At 65.6% G+C, this 24106-nt stretch carries 27 protein-coding genes and 4 tRNA genes; 14 read left to right on the top strand and 17 right to left on the bottom strand.

All coding sequences use genetic code 11. The annotated features are described in order from the left end of the window. The first annotated feature begins 345 nt into the window (after positions 1-345). The 5 genes from U5809_RS08615 (at position 346) to U5809_RS08595 (ending at position 3511) form a co-directional block, all read left to right on the top strand. Positions 346-858, top strand: a complete 513-nt coding sequence (locus tag U5809_RS08615) for a GNAT family N-acetyltransferase (RefSeq protein ID WP_322086320.1) — start codon at positions 346-348, stop codon at positions 856-858. Between the two features lie 169 nt (positions 859-1027). After that, positions 1028-1807: a septum site-determining protein MinC gene (gene minC, locus U5809_RS08610; RefSeq protein WP_322086167.1), complete on the top strand. Its 780-nt coding sequence runs from the start codon at positions 1028-1030 to the stop codon at positions 1805-1807. 59 nt (positions 1808-1866) lie between these two features. Next, a complete protein-coding gene (gene minD / locus U5809_RS08605; protein WP_176049316.1) occupies positions 1867-2682 on the top strand; it encodes a septum site-determining protein MinD in 816 nt (271 codons plus the stop codon). A 12-nt stretch (positions 2683-2694) separates the two neighbouring features. Next, positions 2695-2949 (top strand): cell division topological specificity factor MinE, encoded by a 255-nt coding sequence (gene minE / locus U5809_RS08600; RefSeq protein WP_006486661.1) that lies wholly within the window; start codon positions 2695-2697, stop codon positions 2947-2949. 160 nt (positions 2950-3109) lie between these two features. Then, positions 3110-3511 carry a YXWGXW repeat-containing protein gene (locus U5809_RS08595; protein ID WP_176049315.1) on the top strand — a complete coding sequence of 134 codons (402 nt, stop codon included), beginning with the start codon at positions 3110-3112 and terminating at the stop codon, positions 3509-3511. Between the two features lie 116 nt (positions 3512-3627). On the opposite strand, the gene U5809_RS08590 is transcribed toward U5809_RS08595, so the two are convergent. Further along, complete coding sequence (locus tag U5809_RS08590) at positions 3628-5199, bottom strand: chloride channel protein (RefSeq protein WP_322086166.1); 1572 nt, start codon at positions 5197-5199, stop codon at positions 3628-3630. Between the two features lie 171 nt (positions 5200-5370). Between U5809_RS08590 and waaC the strand changes: the two genes are divergently transcribed. Next, positions 5371-6369 carry a lipopolysaccharide heptosyltransferase I gene (waaC, locus tag U5809_RS08585; RefSeq protein ID WP_282506947.1) on the top strand — a complete coding sequence of 333 codons (999 nt, stop codon included), beginning with the start codon at positions 5371-5373 and terminating at the stop codon, positions 6367-6369. Between the two features lie 18 nt (positions 6370-6387). Here the strand turns inward: waaC and U5809_RS08580 are convergent, their stop codons facing one another. From U5809_RS08580 to rph, 9 genes are all read right to left on the bottom strand, one after another. Continuing rightward, complete coding sequence (locus tag U5809_RS08580; RefSeq protein ID WP_282506948.1) at positions 6388-6567, bottom strand: hypothetical protein; 180 nt, start codon at positions 6565-6567, stop codon at positions 6388-6390. A 104-nt stretch (positions 6568-6671) separates the two neighbouring features. Beyond that, positions 6672-7982 (bottom strand): MFS transporter, encoded by a 1311-nt coding sequence (locus tag U5809_RS08575; RefSeq protein WP_176049312.1) that lies wholly within the window; start codon positions 7980-7982, stop codon positions 6672-6674. A 302-nt stretch (positions 7983-8284) separates the two neighbouring features. Further along, positions 8285-8776, bottom strand: a complete 492-nt coding sequence (locus U5809_RS08570) for an energy transducer TonB (RefSeq protein WP_322086165.1) — start codon at positions 8774-8776, stop codon at positions 8285-8287. 334 nt (positions 8777-9110) lie between these two features. After that, complete coding sequence (locus U5809_RS08565) at positions 9111-9404, bottom strand: hypothetical protein (RefSeq protein WP_282506950.1); 294 nt, start codon at positions 9402-9404, stop codon at positions 9111-9113. Between the two features lie 206 nt (positions 9405-9610). Then, on the bottom strand, positions 9611-10006 hold the full coding sequence (locus U5809_RS08560) for a hypothetical protein (RefSeq protein WP_322086164.1): 396 nt from the start codon (positions 10004-10006) through the stop codon (positions 9611-9613). Positions 10007-10155: 149 nt separating this feature from the next. Then, positions 10156-10243: transfer RNA gene (locus tag U5809_RS08555), tRNA-Ser, on the bottom strand. A gap of 44 nt (positions 10244-10287) precedes the next feature. Then, a complete protein-coding gene (gene hemW / locus U5809_RS08550) occupies positions 10288-11502 on the bottom strand; it encodes a radical SAM family heme chaperone HemW (RefSeq protein WP_322086163.1) in 1215 nt (404 codons plus the stop codon). A 34-nt stretch (positions 11503-11536) separates the two neighbouring features. After that, positions 11537-12163 (bottom strand): RdgB/HAM1 family non-canonical purine NTP pyrophosphatase, encoded by a 627-nt coding sequence (rdgB, locus tag U5809_RS08545; protein ID WP_322086162.1) that lies wholly within the window; start codon positions 12161-12163, stop codon positions 11537-11539. Position 12164: 1 nt separating this feature from the next. Next, positions 12165-12896, bottom strand: coding sequence for a ribonuclease PH (gene rph / locus U5809_RS08540; protein ID WP_122944747.1), 732 nt, complete (start codon positions 12894-12896; stop codon positions 12165-12167). A 172-nt stretch (positions 12897-13068) separates the two neighbouring features. Between rph and U5809_RS08535 the strand changes: the two genes are divergently transcribed. The 4 genes from U5809_RS08535 (at position 13069) to U5809_RS08520 (ending at position 17365) form a co-directional block, all read left to right on the top strand. After that, a complete protein-coding gene (locus U5809_RS08535; protein WP_282506954.1) occupies positions 13069-13992 on the top strand; it encodes a YicC/YloC family endoribonuclease in 924 nt (307 codons plus the stop codon). A 6-nt stretch (positions 13993-13998) separates the two neighbouring features. After that, positions 13999-14673, top strand: a complete 675-nt coding sequence (gmk, locus tag U5809_RS08530; protein ID WP_176049304.1) for a guanylate kinase — start codon at positions 13999-14001, stop codon at positions 14671-14673. 58 nt (positions 14674-14731) lie between these two features. Continuing rightward, complete coding sequence (gene rpoZ, locus U5809_RS08525) at positions 14732-14935, top strand: DNA-directed RNA polymerase subunit omega (protein ID WP_006025620.1); 204 nt, start codon at positions 14732-14734, stop codon at positions 14933-14935. Positions 14936-14998: 63 nt separating this feature from the next. Continuing rightward, entirely contained in the window at positions 14999-17365 is a 2367-nt protein-coding gene (locus tag U5809_RS08520; protein WP_322086161.1) for a bifunctional (p)ppGpp synthetase/guanosine-3',5'-bis(diphosphate) 3'-pyrophosphohydrolase, read from the top strand. Positions 17366-17518: 153 nt separating this feature from the next. Here the strand turns inward: U5809_RS08520 and U5809_RS08515 are convergent. The 3 genes from U5809_RS08515 to U5809_RS08505 all read right to left on the bottom strand — a co-directional run bounded on the left by U5809_RS08515 (position 17519) and on the right by U5809_RS08505 (position 17877). Further along, positions 17519-17595: transfer RNA gene (locus U5809_RS08515), tRNA-Arg, on the bottom strand. Positions 17596-17657: 62 nt separating this feature from the next. Next, positions 17658-17734: transfer RNA gene (locus U5809_RS08510), tRNA-Arg, on the bottom strand. Between the two features lie 66 nt (positions 17735-17800). Next, positions 17801-17877, bottom strand: a tRNA-Arg gene (locus tag U5809_RS08505). A 128-nt stretch (positions 17878-18005) separates the two neighbouring features. On the opposite strand from U5809_RS08505, the gene greB reads away from it, so the two are divergent. Beyond that, the gene (gene greB / locus U5809_RS08500; protein ID WP_282506956.1) at positions 18006-18569 is read left to right on the top strand and encodes a transcription elongation factor GreB; all 564 of its coding nucleotides are present in this window, start codon (positions 18006-18008) and stop codon (positions 18567-18569) included. A gap of 77 nt (positions 18570-18646) precedes the next feature. Here greB and U5809_RS08495 read toward each other — a convergent pair whose 3' ends face one another. Continuing rightward, positions 18647-19792, bottom strand: a complete 1146-nt coding sequence (locus tag U5809_RS08495; RefSeq protein ID WP_034187388.1) for a porin — start codon at positions 19790-19792, stop codon at positions 18647-18649. 504 nt (positions 19793-20296) lie between these two features. Continuing rightward, on the bottom strand, positions 20297-20563 hold the full coding sequence (locus tag U5809_RS08490) for a hypothetical protein (protein ID WP_322086160.1): 267 nt from the start codon (positions 20561-20563) through the stop codon (positions 20297-20299). A 393-nt stretch (positions 20564-20956) separates the two neighbouring features. Between U5809_RS08490 and U5809_RS08485 the strand changes: the two genes are divergently transcribed. Continuing rightward, complete coding sequence (locus tag U5809_RS08485; protein ID WP_322086159.1) at positions 20957-21160, top strand: cold-shock protein; 204 nt, start codon at positions 20957-20959, stop codon at positions 21158-21160. 141 nt (positions 21161-21301) lie between these two features. Continuing rightward, entirely contained in the window at positions 21302-22429 is a 1128-nt protein-coding gene (locus tag U5809_RS08480) for an exonuclease domain-containing protein (protein WP_322086158.1), read from the top strand. A gap of 36 nt (positions 22430-22465) precedes the next feature. Here U5809_RS08480 and U5809_RS08475 read toward each other — a convergent pair whose 3' ends face one another. Next, positions 22466-23059, bottom strand: coding sequence for a chorismate mutase (locus U5809_RS08475; protein ID WP_322086157.1), 594 nt, complete (start codon positions 23057-23059; stop codon positions 22466-22468). A 223-nt stretch (positions 23060-23282) separates the two neighbouring features. Continuing rightward, the gene (locus U5809_RS08470) at positions 23283-23429 is read right to left on the bottom strand and encodes a hypothetical protein (RefSeq protein ID WP_167359231.1); all 147 of its coding nucleotides are present in this window, start codon (positions 23427-23429) and stop codon (positions 23283-23285) included. Between the two features lie 198 nt (positions 23430-23627). On the opposite strand from U5809_RS08470, the gene U5809_RS08465 reads away from it, so the two are divergent. Continuing rightward, positions 23628-24017 (top strand): DUF2946 domain-containing protein, encoded by a 390-nt coding sequence (locus U5809_RS08465; RefSeq protein WP_322086156.1) that lies wholly within the window; start codon positions 23628-23630, stop codon positions 24015-24017. The last annotated feature ends 89 nt before the right edge of the window (positions 24018-24106 follow it).

The following is a 24106-nucleotide window of genomic DNA, read 5'->3' as shown; positions in this document are numbered from 1 at the left end:
TGCATTGCAATAAACCGGGTGGGCGGACACTGGAGGAGCGCGCTTTTTGTTTGCTTATATTACGCAGCATTACGGCGCAGGGAGGGACCTGCGACGCGCTCCGGAACGCGACTGCCATGCATCGCAAGGCACACCGGGCGGGACGCCGGACGGCGAATCTTCGACGGTTGTCCGTCGGCACGCATCGGCATGACGATGCTGCGCCTGCACACCGGTTGGCTCATGCCGCGGCTGGTGACGCCTGTTGCCTTTCGATCCGCGCCGTCATTTGAAAATAACGATTTGACTCATGCCCCGCTTTCGGTTGAAGCTAATAGCTTGCTGTCCGAAGGGGGCTGTGCCTGCATGAGTTCGACCTTGACCGTTCGTCGTATCGTTGCCAACCAGGGCAGCGTGTATCGCGAACTCCGCGCCGCATCGCTGCGTGAGCCTTACGCACCGGGTGAAGCGCCGGAGGCCGAATTGCTGAACGTCGAGACGGACGCAGCGTCGGCGATCGCCGCGCTGCGCGCCTTGTCCGACGAGTCGACGACTTTCCTGCTGTACACCGAAGGCCATCCGGCCGGCATGATCGGCGCGTATTTCGACAACACGCCCGATCGGCGCGCGTTCGTCAGCGAACTGTGGGTCGCGCACGCGGTGCGTCATCTGCGCGGCGGCGTGCTGCTGCTGGAGACGGCCACCGCATGGCTCGCCGAGCGTGGCGCCCGCGACATCTATGCGTGGATCGCCGATGCGAACCGCAACGCGATCCGGTTCTACGAGCGTGCGGGTTTCGGCAACACTGGCGAGCACGCGCCGATCGCGCGGATGCCCGGCGCGATGAAATCGCTGTTCGTGTCGCAGGTGAAGCACTGACGCACCCTCGAAACACGGGCCGCGCGGCGCGATGAAGGCCCGTTCGCCCGCTTGCCCGCCCGCCTGCCGGTCGTGTGCCCGCCCGGGCCGCCGCAACCCCGAGTCCCAAAAATAATGGCTGCGCGCGTGGACGCCTGTAAAATACGCAAAAATTTTTTGCAGAGTATCCATGTCGCTTAAAAAATCGCCATTCTTCGAGCTGCGCAGCGGATCGGTCGATACGTTGCTGTTCACCGTGAAGACGACCGATCTTGACGCGTTGCGTACCGAACTGGTCAAGCGCTTCGAAGCGACTCCCGAGTTTTTCGCCGACGATGTCGTCGCGATCGACGTCCGCCGCCTGGCTGACGGCGAACGCGTCGCGCTCGCGGACATCCGGCAGATGCTGAACGACGTGCGGATGCGCCCGGTGGGCGTCGTCGCACTGGCAACGCAGGGCTGGGCGGGGGAAGCCGGCCTGCCGTTGCTCGAGGCGCGCGATCGCCGTGTGCCGGCTGCAAGGCCGGCCGAGGGCGTGGAACCGTCGCCGATCGCCGAGGCCGTTGTCGCCGCGGCAGCCGCGGCGACGCCCGAACCGGCGTCGGAGCAGGCGTCGGCATCGAATCAGCCGGGTGGCCAGACGCTCGTGATCGACCGGCCGTTGCGTTCGGGACAGCAGATTTACGCGAAAGGAGACCTCGTGGTGCTCGCGCCGGTCAGTCACGGCGCGGAGATCATCGCGGAAGGCAATATCCACATCTACGCGCCGTTGCGCGGCCGCGCTCTCGCGGGCGTGCACGGCAATCACGACGCGCGCATTTTCTGCACGTGTCTCGAACCGGAACTGATTTCGATCGCGGGTATCTATCGAACAACCGAGAACCCGTTGCCCGCCGACGTACTGGGCAAATCGGTGCAGATCCGGCTCGAAGAGGAAAAACTGATGATCGAACCGCTGCGCCTGACGTAAATCACGCGGCACGCTCCGGATCGATCGGCTCTCATTGACGAACACAGGGTATTGGGTAAATGGCAAAAATCATCGTGGTGACCTCGGGCAAGGGCGGCGTGGGCAAGACGACGACGAGCGCGAGCTTCGCGTCCGGTATCGCGCTGCGCGGCCACAAGACGGCTGTGATCGACTTCGACGTCGGCCTGCGCAACCTCGATCTGATCATGGGCTGCGAGCGTCGCGTCGTGTATGACCTCGTGAACGTGATCCAGGGCGAAGCGAACCTGAACCAGGCGCTGATCAAGGACAAGAAGTGCGAGAACCTGTTCATCCTGCCGGCGTCGCAGACGCGTGACAAGGATGCGCTGACGCGCGACGGCGTCGAGAAGGTGCTGAACGACCTCGTCGCGATGGACTTCGAATACATCGTCTGCGATTCGCCGGCCGGTATCGAGGCCGGCGCGCTGCACGCGATGTACTTCGCGGATGAAGCGCTGATCGTCACGAACCCGGAAGTGTCGTCGGTGCGCGACTCCGACCGCATTCTCGGCATCCTGTCGTCGAAGACGAAGCGCGCGACCGAAGGCAAGGATCCGATCAAGGAGCACCTGCTGATCACGCGTTACAGCCCGAAGCGCGTGAGCGAAGGCGAGATGCTGTCGCTCGAGGACATCAGCGAGATCCTGCGCATCAAGCTGATCGGCGTGGTGCCCGAGTCGGAAGCCGTGCTGCATGCATCGAACCAGGGTCTGCCGGCCGTGCATATCGACGGTACCGACGTCGCCGAAGCGTACAAGGACGTCGTCTCGCGCTTCCTCGGCGAGGACAAGCCGCTGCGCTTCACCGATTACCAGAAGCCGGGCCTGCTGCAGCGCCTCTTCGGCAGCAAGTAACGGAGGCCGCCCATGTCCATCCTTTCGTTTCTCCTCGGCGAGAAGAAGAAATCCGCATCGGTCGCGAAGGAGCGCCTGCAGCTCATCATCGCGCACGAGCGGGTCGGTGGCCGGCCGCCGGCCGATTACCTGCCGGCGCTGCAGAAGGAGCTCGTCGCGGTCATCTCGAAGTACGTCCATATTTCGAACGATGATATCCGCGTGAGCCTCGAGCGCCAGGACGACCTCGAAGTCCTCGAAGTGAAGATCGAGATCCCGCAAGCCTGACGCTTGCCGGTGTCCCTCCGCACGGCGGCGCCTGCCGCCGTGCGCGTCTTACGCCCTGTTGCACTTTCGGGCACGCCGTAACACGGCGCCTGTCGGCCGTAATCGCCCCTCCCGCATTGAACGAATACGCTCGCGTAACTTGTTCAACCAGGAGGTTGTGATGGCTGTCTCTACCGTTCAACGTCGTATCGTTTCGCTCGCCCTGTTTGCCGCGGGCCTGTCAGCCGTCGTCGCGCCGTTTGCCGCGCATGCGGACGAGATTCTCGTCGGCACACCCGTGATCGCGCCGCAGGGCCGCGTGGTCATCGCCGAGCCGGTTGCCGTGCGCACCGAGGAGATCGTCGTCGTTTCGCCGAACGCGCCGCCGCCGGTGCGCTACGAGGTCGTGCCGACCGCGCGCGTGGGCTACGTGTGGGAGCGTGGGCACTGGCGCTGGGAGCATGGCCGCTACGTGTGGATCGGCGGCCACTGGGAAGCCGAGCGCGTCGGCATGCAATGGGTGCCGGGCCACTGGGACCAGCGCGGTCCGAACTGGTTCTGGACCCGTGGCCACTGGGCGTGATGGAGGCGCGTGATGAAAAGAACCGTCATTGCCATCGCGCTCGTCGCGATCACGCTGGCCGGGTGCATCGTCGTGCCGGCGCGGCCCGTCTACTACCGGCCGGCGCCGGTCGTGATCTACTGAGCGTCGCGCGGGCCGGGTTGCGCCGGGCCGTTCGCGCCGGCCGCAGCCGGTTCGTCGCCCTGCGGGGCCGGTGTGTGCGCCGAGCTTGCACCCGGCGTTGCAGCGACCGGCTCGTCGCCGCCTTGGTCGCGCAGCGTGTCGAGCGGATCGGCAGGCGCGGCGGCCGCGTCCTGCGGCTCCGTCACGCCGGTCACGCCGGTCGCAGCCGCCGTGCTCGCTGCCGCGCTCGCCGCCGATGCCGCGGCCGGTTCGGTGGCCGCGGCGGGCGGCGCGAGATAGCGCAGCGCGAGCGTTTCGTAGAGCGGCGGCGCGAAAAAGCGCGATATGCGGCTCGACACCAGTGCGGTCGCCATCAGCGAAATCACGAGCGCATGGCCGTTGATCATTTCCATCACGATCACGAACGACGTGATCGGCGACTGCGTGACGGCCGCCAGATAGCCGACCATCGCGAGTGCGATCAGCATCGGCAGGCTCATGTTGCTGAACACGACGTGCAGCAGGTTGCCGAATCCGGCGCCGATCGACAGCGACGGCGCGAAGATCCCGCCCGGGATGCCCGGCAGGTACGACGCGACCATCGAGATCATCTTCAGGAACGGATAGAACACCGACAGGTGCTGGCTGCCGTCGAGCAGGCCGCGCGCCTCGGCGTAGCCGCTGCCGAAGGTCGTGCCGCCCGACACCAGGCCGACGACGGCGATCGCGAAGCCGCACAGTGCGGCGAACGTGATCGGCCGCTCGCGGTACAGGCCCAGCAGTTGCGCGGGCAGCCAGCGCCCCGTGTTCAGCAGCAGCCAGCAGAACAGGCCGCCCGCGATGCCCGTGACGATCGCGGTGACCAGCACCGCGACCGCCAGCAGTTTCGGGAAATGGAGGCCGGCATCGATCGTGCCGAAATACGTGTAGTTGCCGTTCAGGCCGAGCGCGACGACACCGGCGAGGATGATCGCGGTGATCAGCACGCCGCTTGCGCGCGCGGAGAAGCTGCGCGTCAGCTCCTCGATCGCGAACACGATCCCGGCCAGCGGCGTATTGAACGCGGCCGACAGTCCGGCTGCCGCGCCGGCCAGCACGAGCTGCCGTTCGATCTGCGCGTTCGAGCGCGGGTAGAAGCGTCGAAGGTTGAACATCAGCGCCGCGCCGACCTGCACGGTCGGCCCCTCGCGACCGATCGTGAAGCCGCCCAGGATGCCCAGGAACGAAATCAGCACCTTGCCGAACAGGATGCGCAGCGTCAGCAACCGGGCGCCGAACGCGCTCGGGCGCGCATGCAGCGTCGCGATCACCTGCGGGATGCCGCTGCCTTCGGCACCGCGGAAGAACCGGCGCGTGAGCCATACCGACACGGCGGCGATCGCGGGCGTCAACAGCAGCGGCAGCCACACCGCGTGCTCGCGCATCGCGCGGAAGGACTCGTAGCCCCAGTCGATCAGCCGCGCGTAAAGTACGGCTGCGAGCCCGACGACGATCGCGCCGAGCCAGAAAATGCCGTACTGTCGCCAGATGCGCAGCGAGCGACGGGTGAGGGCCGGAAACAGGGCGGGAATGGCAGGGCGTGGCATCGGCGGTGGCCATCAGGCAAAGAACCGATTATAAAAAGAACCGGCGCCGCGCAGTCGGGCGACAACGTTTTGCAAGCTTGTAGCAATTCGTTGCAAATGTAATTCAGGAGTAATGTTCGCGACGGGCATCCGTCGTTAGCATCCCCAAATGGCTGGCTCTTCCCCGCAAACGTGAAACGCATCCTCATCGTGAAAGTGACGTCGCTCGGCGACGTCGTCCAGACGCTGCCCGTCGTCGCGGATCTGCATCGCGCCTTTCCGGGCGTGACGGTCGACTGGGCCGTGGACGAATCGTGTGCCGAGGTCGTGCGCTGGCATCCGGGCGTGAGCGCCGTGCTGTGCGCGCCGCTGCGCCGCTTCAAGAAGCTCCGCAACACCGGCGACCTGAAGGCGATTTCGTCGTCGATCGGCGCGTTGCGGGCGCATCGTTACGATGCGGTCATCGACCTGCACGGCGTGTACAAGAGCGCGATCATTTCGGCGCTGGCGCGTGCGGCGCGCCGTGTCGGCTACCAGACCCAGGATCTCGGCGAAACGGGCGCGCGTTTCGCGTATTCGCATCGTTTCGGCCCGCGGCCGGACTGCGATGCGTGGCACGGCATGCGCGTGAGCGCCGGCGAAGCGCTCGGCTACCGGCCTGAAGGCCTCGCCACCTACGGCATCGTCCCGCCGCAGGGCGCGAACCTGCCGGCGGCCGTGACCGATGGTGCACCGTTCATGCTGCTGTTCCATGCGACGTCCAATCCCGACAAGAAATGGCCGGCCGACCATTGGGCCGCGCTGGCCACGCAGATGATGGCGCGCGGCGTGCGGGTGCTGTTGCCGTGGGGATCGAGCGCCGAGCATGACGACGCGAAGGACATCGCCGCGCGTGCGCCGGGCGCAGTCGTATTACCGGCGATGACTGTGCGCGAACTCGGCGCGGCGCTCGGACGGGCCGCGCTGGTGGTGGGGGTCGATACGGGATTCGTTCACATGGCGCATGCGTTGCAGCGGCCGACCGTGATGATCTTCGTCGCGACTTCGCGCCACCATTGCGGTATCGGCGGTGCGCCGAATGCCCTGTCGATCGGCGAGCCGGGCGCGATGCCGTCCGTCGACGAGGCGCTGGACGCGATCGATGCGGTCGCCCCTGCCTATGGCGCGCTGCGTGCGCGCCTGACTGCCTGACGGCTGCCGCGGGCCGGTTCAGGCCAGCAGCGCCTCGATCGTGATGACGGCGGCGATGGCCGCCAGATTTGCCAGCAGCGCCTCGAACACGAGGCCGCGCCACGTTTTCGGCCGGAACCGCAGCGCGAGCAATAGCGCGCCACCCAGCGCGAGTGCGAGGATCAGGACGAGATCGGCATTGCCGAGGCGGATATTCATGGCGGCGGCTCCTTTCAGGGCGGGATCCCCGGGCGCGCAACGGCGCGCCCAGGATCGAGTATAGGCAGCGCCTGCCGCCGCACAACCCGGGTCGCCCCGGGGGCTCAGACGAGCGATGCGTCGCGCGTTTCGCGCATCAGCAGCACGCCGATCAGGCTGATCGCCGCCGCGACCGACACGTATCCGCCGACCCATGACAGCCCGCCGCGCGCCGCCAGCAGCTGTGCGATATACGGTGCGATCGACGCGCCGAGGATCCCGCCGAGGTTGTACGCCACGCCCGCGCCCGTATAGCGGACGTTGGTCGGGAACAGTTCCGGCAGCAGCGCGCCCATCGGCGCGAACGTCACACCCATCAGGAACAGCTCGATCGTCAGGAACAGCGCGACGAGCGGCATCGAGCCGCTGCCGAGCAACGGCTCCATCGCGAAACCCGACAGCAGCGCGGCGATCGCGCCGACGATCAGCACCGGCTTGCGGCCGAAGCGGTCCGACGCCCACGCGGAAAGCGGTGTCGCGAGCCCCATGAACACGACGGCGAAACACAGCAGCCCGAGGAAGCTCTGGCGCGGAATATGCAGCGCCGACACGCCGTACGACAGCGAGAACACCGTCGAGATATAGAACAGCGTGTAGCAGACGACCATCGCGAGCGCGCCGAGCAGCGTCGGCTGCCAGTGCTGCGTGACGAGCGTCGCGACCGGCACGCGCACGCGCTCGTTGCGGTCGAGTGCGGCCTGGAACGCGGGCGTTTCGGTGATCTTGAGCCGCACGTACAGGCCGAGCGCGACGAGCACCGCGCTGACGAGGAACGGAATGCGCCAGCCCCAACTGCGGAACTGCTCGTCGGACAGCGACAGCGCGAGCGCGAAGAACAGGCCGTTCGACATCAGGAAGCCCACCGACGGGCCGAGTTGCGGGAACATCCCGAACCAGCCGCGCTTGCCCTGCGGTGCGTGCTCGGTCGCGAGCAGCGCCGCGCCGCCCCATTCACCGCCGAGGCCGATCCCCTGGCCGAAGCGCAGCACGCACAGCAGCACCGGTGCGAGCGCGCCGATCGCGTCGTAGCCGGGCACGAAGCCGATCGCGGTGGTCGACACGCCCATCACGAGCAGCGACGCGACGAGCGTCGACTTGCGGCCGATGCGGTCGCCGAAGTGCCCGAACAGGAACGAGCCGATCGGGCGGGCAATGAATGCGATGCCGAACGTGACGAACGCGGACAGCGCCTGCGCGGTCGCAGAGCCGTGCGGGAAGAACACGGGGCCGATGACGAGCGCGGCGGCCGTCGCGTACACGTAGAAATCGTAGAACTCGATCGCGGTGCCGATGAAGCTCGCGAACACGATGCGCCGGTGGCTGACGGCGCCGGCCGAACCGGTTGCGTGAGCAACGGTCGGGGGGGATGCGGACATGGATGTCTCCGTTTTGTCGTTGGGGCGGTCGGCTGAGCGTGCGGTCGGGCAGGCGGATGCCTGCCGGGTGTAGCCGAGCGGATGATGCGGATGATGCGATGGCGGCGTGGGCGCGCGCCGTGGCGCGGACGTCACCCGCCGGTCGACGATGGAGACGGGTACGTCGCCGCCGCCCGGTGCCGGCGTGGTCGGCTCGCATGCCGGGTGGGGCGCGCGAACGCGCGCGCGGCGTGATGGCCGCGCGGTTGCGGAAAATTATAGCCAGCGCCGCCGCACACCGGCAATCGCGCGGCGGCGGCGCATCAGTCGATCGATTGCGCCTGCGCGGACGCTGTGCTTTGCAACTGGAAGTGGCCGTCGTCGTTGAAGAGCCAGCCTTCCATCAGTTCGAGCCGGCCGTTGCCGTCGAGCAGTCGCGACGGTGGCGGCGGCAGCGGCGCCGAGCGGCGCAGCGACGCGAGGGCGAGCGCTTCCGCCTCGCTGTCGCCGTTGCTGCGATAGACGGACGCATTGACGAGCCGGCCACCGCCATCGACGGTGAAGGACACAACCACGAGCGAACGGAGCATCGCCTGCGGCGTGCCGTGCAGCATGCCGGATGGATTGCGTTCGGCGACACGCTGCGCTACCTCGACGCGATACTGGTCGAGACTGCCGCTACGCGTGATCGAGGGAATCGTCAGGATCGAATGCAGTGAAGACGGCGGCGTGATCGTGCACGCCGAGAGCAGGGCGGCGACGGCCAGCGCGGCAACACGCAGCCGGTCGACGCGCAAACGGAGAAGGGGGCGCATGGGAGGCTGGCCGGGAGTGACTATAAAAAAATGATAGGCGCACGGACGCGAGTCGATATCGGGACAAACGCATAACGCGCGACGCAGGGCGTTGCGATTGCTGATGACGAGGCGGCGTGCGCCCGCGTACCGCGATGTGACGTGACATGTGACGGCACGCTCGCGCGGCCGCCGCACGCGCGCATCCCGGCGTGCGTGTTGCAAGGTTGAAAGCAAGGCGACGAATGCAAGTGGCGCGCAGGCGCGTGACGACGGTTTGGCCCGGCGCGTCGGTTGCCGCTGGCTGCACCGAGGCAGGCACCCGCGCAAGCGTCGGCGATGCGTGCCGCCCGGTTCAGAATCCGTGCGTGACGAGCGACAGCACCGACAGGTCCGGGTGCGTCCCGTCGATGATGCTCTTGCCGATGTGCACGGCTTCGTGGACAGCCTCATCGACGCTCGCGAAGCTTTCCTCGCCGTCCGCGTGGAACGGTACCGCGTGGCCGGGCAGCGCGGGGTTCGCGCCCGGATGGCACACGTAGCCGGTGTAGGTATGGCGCGTGTCGCTGCCGGGCACGGCGGCCGGCACGACATGGATCTCGAAGCCTTCGTAATCGACGGGTTCCGTCGCGCTCGACAGTTCGGTCATGGCGATCTCCGTGTGCCGCGCGCAGGGTTGGCGCGTGCGGCATCGAGTACGCGGCGGCGGTCGTGTCGCCGTGTTGATCGAATTCTAGGTGATCGAGCGACCGGCCGGGAGGCTTCCGGCGCGGTGATGGGGCGAGCCCGTGGCCGCGGCTCAGCTGCCGCGCGAAGTACCGACGCGAGCGCGATGGCTTCGCGCGCGGCGCTGCATCATTGTTTGCAGCGCGCGTCCTTGCGTTGCACCACGATGATCACCGGGTATTTCTGGCCGTGGTCGAGCTCCACGCGCGCGACGACGGTGAGCGTCGCCGGATCGGAATCGTCGTACACGCTGACCTGTTCGTTGCGCAGGTAGGTCACGCCGGTGCAGTTCGACGTGCGTCCGTCGTCGCCCACCTTGCACTGGAGGTCGTTGTCCTTCAGGTAGTTGTAGGGCGACGGGCTCGCGAGGTATTCGCTCAGGCCGCGCGGCGAACCGCCGACGCCGCTGACGGTTGCGATCGCGCACGATGCCGGTGTGCCGCTGCCGGACGCAGTGTCGGCGGCCGCATGCGTGCTGACGGCACCCAGCAGGGCGACGAGCGACGAGACGATGAGGGGCTTCATGAAGTGGGTTTCCCGTTTCGCGAATCGGAGCGCGGGATTGTAACGGCATCCGGCGCGACGCGTCGGGACGTGCGGGGAGGGCGCGCACGGACAAACCGATAAGCAAAAACCCCGTCATTCAACGAATGGACGGGGCTTGGCGAACTTCCTGGCGGAAGCGGTGAGATTCGAACTCACGGACAGTTTCCCGTCGCCGGTTTTCAAGACCGGTGCCTTAAACCGCTCGGCCACGCTTCCACACGAGGCGGCATTGTAACCGAAATGCCGCCTCGCTCATTCCTTCAATCGTCGCGCAGGAACAATTCCTGCAGGTCGTTGAGGAAACGCTGGCCGAGCGGCGTCGGCGCGATCTGCGCGAAATCGCGCGCGATCAGCCCGTGTTGCTCCGCTTCCTGCAGCGCCGGCTCGATCGTGCTCATCGGCAGGCCCGTGCGTTCGGCGAAGCTGTGCACCGGGAAGCCCTCGACGAGCCGCAGCGTGTTCAGCATGAACTCGAACGGCAGGTCGCGCGCACCGACTTCACGCTCTTCCTGCACGGCCGTGCCGGCCTTTGCCTGCTCGATGAAGGTCGCCGGATGCTTGTAGCGTGCCTGCCGCAGGATCCGGTTCGGGAACGACAGCTTCGTGTGTGCGCCCGCGCCGATCCCGAGATAGTCGCCGAAGCGCCAGTAGTTCAGGTTGTGCTTGCACTGATGATTCGGCTTCGCATACGCGGACACTTCATAGCGCCCGTAGCCGGCCTCGGCCGTGCGCGCATGGATCCACTCCTGCATGTCGGCCGACGCGTCGTCGTCGGGGACGACGGGTGGGAACTTCGCGAACATCGTATTCGGCTCGAGCGTCAGGTGGTACAGCGACAGATGCGGCGGCGCGAACGACAGCGCGGTTTCGATGTCGGTGCGGCATTCGTCGAGCGTCTGGTTCGGCAGCGCGAACATCAGGTCGAGGTTGAAGTTGTCGAAGTTCTTTGCGGCGATCTCGACGGCCGCGCGTGCTTGCGCCGTGTCGTGAATCCGGCCGAGCGCCTTCAGGTGCGCTTCGTTGAAGCTCTGGATGCCGACCGACAGGCGGTTCACGCCGCTCGCACGAAACTGCGCGAACTTCGCGGCTTCGAACGTGCCCGGATTCGCCTCGAGCGTAATCTCGGCATCGGCGTCGAGCGGCAGCAGCGCGCGGACGTCGGAGAGCATCCGGTCGAGGCCGGCCGCCGACAGCAGGCTCGGCGTGCCGCCGCCGATGAACACGGTATGCACCTGGCGCCCCCAGACGAGCGGCAGCGCCTGCTCGAGGTCGGCGCGCAGCGCATCGAGGTATTCGGTTTCCGGAAACCGTTCGCCTTTCCATTCGTGCGAGTTGAAATCGCAGTACGGGCACTTGCGCACGCACCACGGGAAATGCACGTACAGCGCGAGCGGCGGCAGCGACGTGAGTCGCACCTGGCCGGGCGACGTGAAGGTCGCGACGACACGCGCACCGGTTTCCGCGGCCTGACTCATGCAACCCCCTGCAGCGAACGGGTATCGGGCACGCTCATGCTTCCTCCGCGAGCCGCGCCAGCAGCGCCTTGAGCGCCAGCGCGCGATGGCTGTGCGTGTTCTTCACGGCCGGATCGAGTTCCGCGGCCGTCGCGCCGAGCGCCGGCAGGTAGAAATACGGGTCGTAGCCGAATCCGTGCTCGCCGCGCGGCGTGTCGACGATTTCCCCGGTCCAGCGCCCTTCGGCGAACAGCGGTTCGGGATCGTCCGCGTGGCGCACGAGCGCGAGCACGCAGCAATAGTATGCGCGCCGGTCGTCGACGCCGCGCAGTTGCTCGACGAGATACGCGTTGTTCGCCGCGTCGCCCTTGTCGCGACCCGCGCGCTGCGCATAGCGCGCCGAGTAGACGCCCGGCGCGCCGCGCAGCACGCGCACGCACAGGCCCGAGTCGTCGGCGATCGCCGGCAGCCCGGTGAGCCGCGACGCGTGGCGCGCCTTCGTCAGCGCGTTCTCGATGAACGTGCCGAACGGCTCTTCCGCTTCGGGCACCGCGAGCTCGCCCTGCGGGACGATCTCGATGCCGACCGTCGAGAACAGCGCGGTGAATTCGCGCAGCTTGCCGGCGTTGTTCGACGCGAGAACGATGCGCGACAGCGGCGCGATGGTGTGGTCGTCAGGCATGTCAGGCGCCCAGCACGTCTTTCTGAAGCTGCACGAGCTCGGCGATGCCGCCTTGCGCGAGGTCGAGCAGCGCGTTCATCTCGGCGCGCGAGAACGGCACGCCTTCGGCCGTGCCCTGGACTTCGACGAAGCCGCCGGCGCCCGTCATCACGACGTTCATGTCGGTGTCGCACTGCGAATCTTCCGCGTAGTCGAGGTCGAGCACCGGCGCGCCTTCGTACACGCCGACCGAGATCGCGGCGACGTGGTCGGTGATCGGCGAGCGCGTGAGCTTGCCGGCCGCGATCAGCTTCGACACGGCGTCGTGCGCGGCGACGAAGGCGCCGGTGATGCTCGCAGTGCGCGTGCCGCCGTCGGCCTGGATCACGTCGCAGTCGATGTGGATCGTGCGCGGGCCGAGCGCCTCGAGATCGAACACCGCGCGCAGCGCGCGGCCGATCAGACGCTGAATTTCCTGCGTGCGGCCCGTCTGCTTGCCGCGCGCGGCTTCACGGTCGCTGCGCGTGTGCGTCGCGCGCGGCAGCATCCCGTATTCGGCCGTCAGCCAGCCTTGCCCGCGGTCGCGCAGGAAGTCGGGCACGCGTTCGGAGACGCTCGCGGTGCAGAGCACCTTGGTGTCGCCGAATTCGACCAGCACCGAGCCTTCGGCGTGTTTCGTGTAGTGGCGCGTGAGGGCGACCTTGCGCAGTTCGTCGGCGCGGCGGCCGCTCGGGCGGGAAACGGAAGACGTCATGGGGAAATCGCGGAAGGAGAGGAAACCCCGATTTTAGCGCCGAACGGCGGGCTTGCCCGGCGGGGTGGTCCGCAAAATGGGATAATGCGCGCTTCCCGCCCCGCGCTTTCCGATGCGCCGGGCGCCTCGACATATCCCCGCCCGCGAGGGCACCCAGACGGCGAGACGAACCATGATCTACAGCATGACGGGCTACGCGAGCGCGACGCGCGAACTCGCGACGGCCACCGGCAACGGCGGCACCAGCGTGTCGGTCGAACTGCGCACCGTGAACTCGCGCTTCCTCGACCTCAATTTCCGGATGCCGGACGACGTGCGCGCGTGCGAACCCGCGCTGCGCGAAATGCTGATGAACAAGCTGTCGCGCGGCAAGGTCGATATCCGCATCAACCTGCAGCGCGGCGAACAGAGCATCGGCGCGGGCGCGCTGAACCAGTCGGCGCTCGGCCAGCTCGCCGAGCTCGAGCGCTCGGTGCTCGATTCGTTTCCGGGCGTCGGCCGCCTGCGCGCGGGCGAGATCCTGCGCTGGCCCGGCGTGATCGCCGAGAGCGGCGTGTCGGCGGAAGCGATCCGCGATGCGGTGCTCGCGTGCGGCAAGGAAGCGATCGGCGAGCTCGTCGTCGTGCGTTCGCGCGAAGGCGCGCAGCTGGCGACGATGCTGCTGTCGAACGTCACCGAGATGGAAGCGATCGTCGCGCGCATCACGCCGCTCGTGCCGGAGCTGATCGCGAAGCATCAGCAGAAGATCGTCGAACGGCTGCAGGAAGCGCTCGGCATCGCGGCGCCCGAAGGCAGCGCGCCGATCGTCACGCGCGAGGAAGCCGCGGAACGCATTCGTCAGGAAGTGACGATGTACGGGATCCGGATCGACATCGCGGAAGAGCTTTCGCGTCTTACCGCGCACCTGAACGAAACGCGCCATGTCATCGAGAAGGGCGGCCGCGTCGGCAAGCGTCTCGACTTCATGATGCAGGAACTGAATCGAGAAGCAAACACGCTCGGCTCGAAGGCGGCGGCGAAGGAACTGGCCGACGCATCGATGGCGCTCAAGCTGTTGATCGAGCAGATGCGCGAGCAAGTGCAAAACCTGGAGTAACGCAAGATGATCCACCCCACTCACGACGCGCATACGCTTCACGCGGGCGTCTATCCCGGCAACCTGTTCATGGTCATTGCGCCGTCGGGCGCCGGCAAGTCGACGCTCGTGAACGCGTTGCTGTCGAAGGACAGCGACATCTGCCTGTCGATCTCGTACACGACGCGCAAGCCGCGCCCCGGCGAACAGGACGGCCAGCACTATCACTTCACGACCGTCGAGGATTTCCGCACGCGTCATGCGGCGCACGAATTCCTCGAGAGCGCGGAAGTGCACGGCAACTACTACGGCACGTCGCGCGTCTGGATCGAAGAGCAGATGAAGAGCGGCCATGACGTGCTGCTCGAGATCGACTGGCAGGGCGCACTGCAGGTGAAGAAGCAGTTCCGTAACGCGGTCGGCATCTTCATCCTGCCGCCGTCGCTCGATGCGCTCGAGGAGCGTCTGAAGAAGCGCGGCCAGGACGAACCGAACGTGATCACGCGCCGCCTGCTGGCTGCCGGCAGCGAGATCGCGCACGCGTCGGAAGCGGAATACGTGGTGATCAACGAGAATTTCGAGCGTGCGCTCGCGGAGCTCGAATGCATCGTCGCCGCGACGCGCCTGCGCTTTGCTTCGCAGTACGCGCGACACACGGAGCTGTTCATCGAGCTCGGCATCCATCTGCCCCACGCGGAATGACGCGGGGGCCGAGGGACATAAGGTAGAATAACGACTATATTCAGAAGGAATTACCACCATGGCTCGCATTACCGTCGAAGACTGCCTGAAGCAAATCCCGAACCGCTTCGAACTGGCGCTCGCCGCCACCTACCGCGCGCGGCAGCTCGCGCAAGGCCATACGCCGAAGATCGAAAGCCGCGACAAGCCGACCGTCGTCGCGCTGCGCGAAATCGCTGCCGGCCAGGTCGGCGTCGAGATGCTGAAGAAGGTGCCGGTGTAACGCGCATCCGGCCCGTTCCAGCCATGTAATCCACGCGCGCAACGACCCGACCTGGAGGCGAATATGAGCACCACCCCATCGTCCGCCTCCGCGGATTCGACCACCGAAGCCACGGCCCAGTCGCCTGCGCGCCAGTACATCGACGCGGTCCTCGAACAGTCCTTCCGGCATCTGTTCGGGCCGACCGCCACTCCGGAGCAGCCTCGCAAGCACGGCGTCGTTTCGATCGCGAAACTGACGACCGTGCTTGCCGAGTATCTACCTCCGGAAGAAATCAAAGAGGTCAAGGCGGCGTTCCACTTCAGCGACGAAGCCCACCTCGGTCAATATCGCCAGAGCGGCGAACCCTACATCACCCATCCTGTCGCCGTCGCGGAAATCTGCGCCGGCTGGAAGCTCGACGCGCAGGCCGTGATGGCAGCGCTCCTGCACGACGTGATGGAAGACCAGGGCGTGACCAAGAGTGAGCTGGCCGAACGGTTCGGCCCGAAGGTCGCCGAACTGGTCGACGGCCTGTCGAAGCTCGACAAGATGGAGTTCCGCAGCCGCGAGGAAGCGCAGGCGGAAAACTTCCGCAAGATGCTGCTCGCGATGGCGCGCGATGTGCGCGTCATTCTCGTCAAGCTCGCCGACCGCCTGCACAACATGCGTACGCTCGGCGCGGTGCCGATGGAAAAGCGTCGTCGCGTCGCGCGCGAAACGCTCGACATCTACGCGCCGATCGCGCACCGCCTCGGGTTGAACAACACGTATCGCGAGCTGCAGGACATGAGCTTCGCGAACTTCAACCCGCATCGCTACGCGACGCTCGAGAAGGCCGTGAGGGCCGCGCGCGGCAATCGCCGCGAAGTGATCAGCAAGATCCTCGAGGCCGCGCAGCGCGCGATGGCCGACGCGAAGATCGACGCCGAGATCACCGGCCGCGAGAAAACCATCTACAGCGTGTACCGCAAGATGCGCGACAAGCAGTTGTCGTTCTCGCAGGTGCTCGACGTGTACGGTTTTCGCGTCGTCGTTGATAGCCCGCTCGACTGCTACACGTGCATCGGCGCGCTGCACGCGCTGTACAAGCCCGTGCCCGGCAAGTTCAAGGACTACATCGCGATCCCGAAGATCAACGGCTATCAGTCGCTGCACACGACGCTCGTCGGCCCGTTCGGCGCGCCGATCGAATTCCAGGTGCGCACGCGCAAGATGCACGAGATCGCCGAGGCAGGGGTCGCCGCACACTGGCTGTACAAGAACGGCAGCGCGGATCTCAGCGACGTGCAGAAGCGCGCGCACCAGTGGCTGAAGTCGCTGCTCGACATCCAGAGCGAAGCCGGCGATTCGAGCGAATTCCTCGAGCACGTGAAGATCGACCTGTTCCCCGACGCGGTCTACGTGTTCACGCCGAAGTCGAAGATCATGGCGCTGCCGCGTGGCGCGACGGCGCTCGATTTCGCGTATTCGATCCACAGCGATCTCGGCAACCAGTGCGTGGCCGTGAAGATCAACAACGAATTGCTGCCGCTGCGCACCGAGCTGAAGAGCGGCGACATCGTCGAAGTGATCACCGCGCCGTATTCGAAGCCGAATCCCGCATGGCTCGGTTTCGTGCGTACCGGCAAGGCGCGTTCGGCGATCCGCCACTACCTGAAGACGATGCGCCTGAACGAGTCGGTGCAGCTGGGCGAGCGGCTCGTCGACCAGAGCCTGAAGGGCTACGGTCTCGCGCTGGCCGATGTCGAGCCGGAAGTGTGGGAGAAGCTCGTGCAGTGGACGGGCAACAAGAGTCGCCAGGAAATTTTCGCGGACATCGGCCTCGGCCGCCGCGTTGCCGCGGTAATGGCCAAGCGCATCGAGGTGCTGATGAGCGGCCGCGACGCGGACGACGACCTGCCGAAGTCCGAGCGGCATCCCGCGCATCATGCGCCGCCGGTCGTGATTACCGGCACCGAAGGGATGTCCGTGCAGTTGTCGGCATGCTGCCGGCCGATTCCGGGCGATGCAATCATGGGTTACATCGGCATCGGCCTGGGGATGGCGATTCATACGACCGATTGCCGCGTCGCACAGCGGATTCATCGCCGCGACCCGGGCCGCTGGATCGATGTCGAATGGGCGCCGCAGCCGGGCCGCCTGTTCGATGTCGCGGTGAAGGCGCTCGTGAAGAACACCAAGGGCATCTTCGCGCGTGTCGCGGCGGACATCACGTCGGCCGACGCGAACATCGTGCATATCGCGATGGACGAGGATCTGACGCACGAATCGACGGTGCTGCGCTTCGTGATCCAGGTCAGCGACCGCGTGCATCTCGCGAACGTGATGCGGCGCGTGCGAACCAACCCGGATGTGATGCGGATCATGCGCGAGCGCTCGACCGACGACGGTGCGCATGCGCGCCACGACGGCGGCATGCGTATCGAGCGCGAACGGCAGGATTACTGACGCGGCTCGGTGCGCGGGTGCTCGATCGACTGACGGCGGCCAATGGCCGCCGTTTTCACGAGTGCTGCGGCACGAACCTGCGATGGCGCGAGCGAGAGAAGAGGGGGAGGCGAAAAAGAAAAAGGGCTTTCCCGGAGGAAAGCCCTTTTAAGGTGGCGCGGCTGGCAGGATTCGAACCCACGACCCCTTGGTTCGTAGCCAAGTACTCTATCCAACTGAGCTACAGCCGCACGCAAAACGGTACTGCTTCAACTGTCGGAACCTTCTGCGATGGGAAGGCCCCCCAAAAAAGTGGCGCGGCTGGCAGGATTCGAACCCACGACCCCTTGGTTCGTAGCCAAGTACTCTATCCAACTGAGCTACAGCCGCACGCAAAACAAAACTTCTACTGCTTTGAACTGAAAGGGCCTTCGGTTCTGAAGGCCCTCGAAAAAGTGGCGCGGCTGGCAGGATTCGAACCCACGACCCCTTGGTTCGTAGCCAAGTACTCTATCCAACTGAGCTACAGCCGCACGCAGAAGCGAAATTATAGCAGGGTTGTATAAAAAGGGAAGCCTTATTCGCGAATTAGGTTGCGTGGCCCGGGCGGTGGCCCTTCGTGTACCCTTGGAGGATCAGTCATCCATGTTGAATCTGCATCATGAACAAGGCGTTTGTCAAAGAGTCGGACGGTGACGACGACGATCTCGACCAGGCTCAACCCGCGATTCCGGCGGGCGCGAAGAACTACATCACGCCGGCCGGCCACAAGCGGCTGAGAGACGAGCTGTTGAGCCTGATCGACGTCGAGCGCCCCGAGGTCGTGCGGCTCGTGTCGTGGGCCGCGTCGAACGGCGACCGGTCGGAGAACGGCGACTACATCTACGGCAAGCGGCGGCTGCGAGAGATCGACCGCCGTATCCGTTTCCTGACGAAGCGGCTCGATCTCGCCGAAGTCGTCGACGCGAGCCGGCAGGAGAACGTCGACCAGGTGTTCTTCGGCGCAACGGTCGATTACGAGACGCCGGACGGCGTGGATCACACGATCACGATCGTCGGGATCGACGAGGTCGATCTCGACCACGGCTGCGTCAGCTGGATTTCGCCGGTCGCGCGTGCGCTGATCAAGGCGAAGATCGGCGATACCGTCACGCTGATGACGCCGGCCGGCCCGCAGCCGATCGACATACTCGACGTCCGCTATCCGGCGCGGGGCACCGCCTGAGCATCGGCCCGCGCGCACGGCAATGAAAAAGCGCCCCGGCGGGGCGCTTCGTCATCCGGCTTGCGGCCGTGTATCGCTCAGAAGCGATGGCGCATGCCGGCCGTGACCGCGATCTGCTTGTTGGTCGACGATGCGGCGCCGAGCCCGTTGATGTTGGCGCCGAGGTCGAGGCCGTCGTTGTTGACCTTCTGGAATTCACCCTGCAGATAGACGTCGGTGCGCTTCGACAGTGCATAGTCGGCCTGCAGGTTGAACTGGTGCCAGGTCGGCTTGTCGCCGGCCAGGCGGCCCTGCGTGTACGTGTACGAGCCGGCGAGCGACAGCGCGGGCGTCAGCGCGTAGCGGCCGTTGACTTCATAGTTGCTGAAACGCGCGGTTCCGCCAAGGCCCGTGATACCGCCGGACACGCCGGATTGACCCGCGCTGATCGCGCGGATGCCGGTCAGGCGCGTCTGCGTGAATACGAAACCGACCGTGGCGGGGCCGAAGCCGTAATTCAGGCCCGCGCCCCAGGTGCGCTGCACGCGCGACGCGAAGGTCCAGTCGCCGGTCACCGCGCCCGGATCCGAGGCGGCCTGTGCGAGCGCATTCACGTCGCTGTTCAGCTGCAAGTAGGCCGCGGCGAAGTTGAAGCCCAGGTAGCTGTACGACACGCCGCCGCTATACGCGCGGTTGTTCGCGAATGCCGTCGAGTTCGAGAACCCGTACAACGCGCCGAACTTGAGGCCGCCATAGTTCGCGCTCTGGTATTTGACCGAGTTGTTGATCCGGAACGAATTGTTCAGGTTGTCGTTGTCGAACGGGTGGGCGAACTGCGTGCCGCCGTATTGCGTACCGGTCAGCGACAGCGGCCCGAGGTAGTCGACGACGCTGTCGTACTGCCGACCCAGCGTCAGCGAGCCGTAGCTGTCGTGCGCGAGGCCGACGAACGCTTGCCGGCCGAATTCGCGGCCGTTCTGCTTCAGCGCGCCGTTATTGATGCCGAAACCATTCTCCAGCGTGAAGATCGCTTTCAGGCCGCCGCCGAGATCTTCGGTGCCGCGCAAGCCCCACCGGCTGCCGTTGACCGAACCGCTCGTTTCCTGCCAGGCGCTGTGACCGCCCTGATTGTTCGTATAGGTGATGCCTGCGTCGATCAGGCCGTATAGCGTCACGCTGCTTTGCGCGTGTGCGGCGGTAACGAATACACCCGACAACGCGGTGACGATCAGGGTTTTTTTCATGGATCTGTCTCCAAACAGGATGATGTCGATCGAACCTGCTGCCGGGCTGTTTTGCTTGACGCTTTTGCTTGACGCCGTGACCGGCAGAGCGGCGGTACGCTTGTCAGAAAGCCATCTGCAGTGTACGGAGTGCGGGAAGTGCGGAAGGGGCGCGCTTTAAGCAATAATGTATTTTGGAATTCGCAACGATCGGTCGGATCGCGCAAACGATTACCCATCAAGGGTTTGCGGCAGTGCAGCGAAGGAAAGTGGCGTTCAGGACTGCGTAACGGGCGTTGCGCGATCGCGACAGATAATCAGCGGCAGGCGGGGGAGCTCATAGCGCGATTATTGACACATCGGCAATAGAGGTTTGTGTGGAGCATGGCTAATGAAAGGTTGATCTCTCGTTATACTGCGATCTCTGCTTTCCGAAGCAGACTTTTTCGTTGACGGAAAAGATCTCCAAACCTTTGTCGGCGCGACTTCCCAGTCGCGCTTTTTTTTGCCCCGCCGGTCCGTGCGCTACTGCGCGTACGAGCGCCGCTTGCGCTTGGCCGCAGGCGCGGCTTCCTCGGCATCGGTCGGCGGCGGCGTATAGGTCCAGTCTTCCATCACGTAGTGACGGGCATCCAGTGGCGATGCAAGCAGGTTCTGCCAGTGGTCGCCATGCCAGGTCGTATCGAATTCGGTATCGCACGGCGCTTCGCGCACGGACTCGGCCAAGGCGCGGGACTTGCGACGTACGCGTCCGAGCCGGCTCGCGAAGCGCTTGATTCCGTCCAGCCACATGACCGTCTCCTTCCTTTCGGCGTTGCGTCAGCATCTCAATGTCCCCGGATTTCCGCAACCCGGAAAAAACCCGAGGAATTTACCGAGCCGATTTGTCCCCGGTAGAAATTGCATTGCCGCGATTATTATCGATCGGATCCCGGTAATGTTGACAGGTTTTTGATGCGAATCAATTAATCAAAGGCGATGGTGTACCGATTCCATTGGCATTAGCGCTTTTTTGATAAAACAACTGTTAAAAATTTTCTTGACGCACCCGGATTGTCCAATTTATAAAGTCAGCACTCCGTCCTCGGGCGGCGTGCTGGTGCGGGTGCTGGCGCAATGTTTCGGGATTTCGGGAAACGGCTATAAAAATAGCTTTTTTGATCTAATCGAGTGGGGAACGAAGACATGGATACCGGTATCGTGAAATGGTTTAACGATGCTAAAGGTTTCGGCTTTATTACGTCGGACAATGGTGGTGAAGATTTGTTTGCGCACTTTTCCGAAATCAAGATGGACGGCTTCAAGACGCTGAAGGAAAACCAGCGTGTTTCGTTCGACGTGAAAGTCGGGCCGAAAGGCAAGCAGGCAGCGAATATCCAGGCGGCCTGACGCGCCACGCATTGCCGATCACGTCCGGCCCCCGCATGGCGGGGGCTTTTTGTTTTCCGGGGACGGAACACGTGGGTCCGCGCTGGCCGCGACCCTGCTTGCCGGTGCATACTCACGGAAGCATCGTTTTCCAGTCTTTTCATGTCCGATTCCCGTCCGTCCGATCCCGCCAGCGAACAACCGCTCGTCTTCGTCGATCTTGAAACCACCGGCGGCTCGCCCGCCGAGCACCGCATCACCGAAATCGGCGTGGTCGAGATCGGCCCGCTCGGCGTGTCGACGTGGACGAGCCTCGTCAATCCGGGGCAGGCGATACCGCCGTTCATCCAGCAACTCACGGGCATTTCGGACGCGATGGTGCGCGACGCGCCGTCGTTCGCGTCGCTCGCGCCGGCGCTGTTCGAGCGGCTCGACGGCAAGCTGTTCGTCGCACACAACGCGAGCTTCGATCGCGGTTTCCTGCGTGCCGAATTCGAGCGCATCGGCCTCGCGTTCAATCCCGACGTGCTGTGTACGGTGCGGCTGTCGCGCGCGCTGTTCCCGCGCGAATCGCGGCACGGGCTCGATGCGTTGATCGAGCGGCACGGTCTCGTTCCGGCGGCGCGCCACCGCGCGCTGGCGGATGCCGACCTTCTGTGGCAGTTCTGGCGTCAGTTGCACGACATTGTGCCGCTCGAGCGGCTGCGCGACCAGATCGCGCGCACGACGCGCCACTTCCGCCTGGGCGGCGATCTGACCGAGGCGTGGCTCGACACCGCGCCTGCCGGGTGCGGTGCCTATGCGTTGTTCGGGGAGGGTGACGCGCCGCTGTATGTCGGCCGCAGCGTGAGGGTGCGGCAGCGGCTGCGCGCGCTGCTGACCGGCGAACGCCGTTCGTCCAAGGAAATGCGACTGGCGCAGCAGGTGCGGCGCGTCGAATGGCGCGAGAGCGGTAATGAACTGGGCGCGATGCTGGCGGAAGCGCAATGGATTGCCCAGCTGCGGCCGTCGTACAACCGGCGCCCGGCAGCCGATGGCGCCCGTGGCGGCAATGCACCCTGGCCGTTCGACGGCGCCGTTGCGTTCGAGGCGAACGGCGAGCGCCGCCTGTTTCATGTGATCGATGGCTGGCGTTACCTTGGCGCGGCCGAGTCGCTCGACGCGGCCGCACGGCTCGTCGCCGAGGCGGCGGACGGCGCGTTCGAACCCTTCACCCATCGCCTGCTGCAGACGCATCTCGCGCGCGGGCTGCAGCTGATTCCGCTCGCCGCGCTCACGCCGGCAGGTTGAGGGCGGCCGCGCGTCACGCGCGCGGCGCCCGCTGCGTCAGCCGATCGCGCTTGCGCCGCCGCCCGAGCAGACGTGCGACAGCGCGGTGTCGAGTGCCTGCGTCTGCTTCGAGTCATACCGCGTCAGCGTTTTCCAGTTCGCGATGCTGCGCGCGAGGCGTGCCTGGCAATCGGGCGCATTGCGCAGTGGTTCGACCTGCGCGAGGCCCGCGAGCATTTTCTGCGTCAGACGGTCGAGCGCCGGGCGCGTGCTGGTCGCGAGGTCGGGGGGCGTGCCCTCGGGCGGCCGTGTCGCACGCCAGGTTGCGAACAGTGCGTTCTGCACGTCCTTGCTCGCGGCGATCTGATCCTCGAAAAACGTCCGTGCGAATGCCGGATCGACCCCGGCCGGTGCCGCGCGCTTTTCGACCGACGTGAGCAGGGCTGCTTCGCGCGGCTGGTCCTCGATTGCCTTGTGATTCGCCCATTTCCATCGCGCGACCGGTTCGGCGAGCGCGAGGCGCTGCGACGCGAGGGCGACGATGTTGGTGAGCGCGGTGTCGTCACCGTCGGCACGAGCAACGTGGGGCGACGCAAAGAGGGCGACGCCGAGCGCGGCGACAGCGACGCTGGCACGAATGGCTTGCTTCATCGGAATGATCGGGAGAGCCGGGCGGGCCGGACGTGGAAAACCAGAAGAATAGACGAAGACAGTCGCGCGGCGTAGCGTCGCGACAGGAGAATCAGCAGGCGAGCTGATCCGGCACCGTCAGGCTCTTGCGGCCCGGGTGCGAGGCGAATTGCGCGCGATGCGCAGTGATGAACCGCACGATAGCGATGATCGACACGTGGCGGTTACAGAACCGGACGGGCGTTCACTTCGGCGAGTACAGCTTGTGCTGCTCGTCGAAGAATGCCCGCACGTACTCGGGCAATTCGGCGAGGAATTCCACGCCGACGGGTTCCGGATCCGGGCTCATCACTTGCTCGGGCGGTGGCATGCGAGTGGGTCTTTCGTCCATGGTCATTTCTCCAGCAGGTTCAATGATTATCAACCTCGCGCTTGGATTTATGCCAGAGGCGAATCGTTAGATTTTGTCTCTGTTGTATTAACGGCACATGCGCTGCGACGCGAAGTGTGATGGCCGCTATTGCATCCAGCGCAATCGGCAACAATCGGGTCGCTTGTTATACTTGCGCGCACTTTTTCCTGGACCGCGATGAGACGAACGACGCGATGGATCGGCCTCGTATGGCTGGCGCTGGTACTGAACGTACTGTCGCCCGTCGTCGGCTACGCGCGTCTGGCGTCGAGCGGTTCAGGCGCGCTCACGCTCGAATTGTGCAGTGCAGCGGGCGCACGCCAGGTCGTGCTCGCCCAAGCGGGCGACCAGCGCGACACGTCGTCGTTCGATCATGCCGGCGTGCCGCACTGCGTGTACTGCCCGGGCTTTGCGGCGAACCTGGCGCTCGGCACGCGTCTGCCCGAGATGCCGGGCTTCGTGCGGACGTTCGCGTATCGCATGGCCGTGCCGGCCGTTCCCGATTTTCCCCGCAAGGGCATCCGTCTCGCGCAGCCGCGGGCCCCGCCTGAAAACTTCCCGATCTGATTGATGTCGTTCGCGCGCCCCGGTGGCGCGCGTGCCGCCCGCGGCCCGATCCGCGTGCCGCGCCGTGCGTGCGCGGCGCGCGCGCTCGC

Source organism: Burkholderia sp. BCC1999, assembly GCF_905339975.1.
Lineage (GTDB): Bacteria > Pseudomonadota > Gammaproteobacteria > Burkholderiales > Burkholderiaceae > Burkholderia.
Note: the sequence above shows the minus strand (reverse complement) of the source record. Positions and strands in the feature narration are given on the sequence as shown.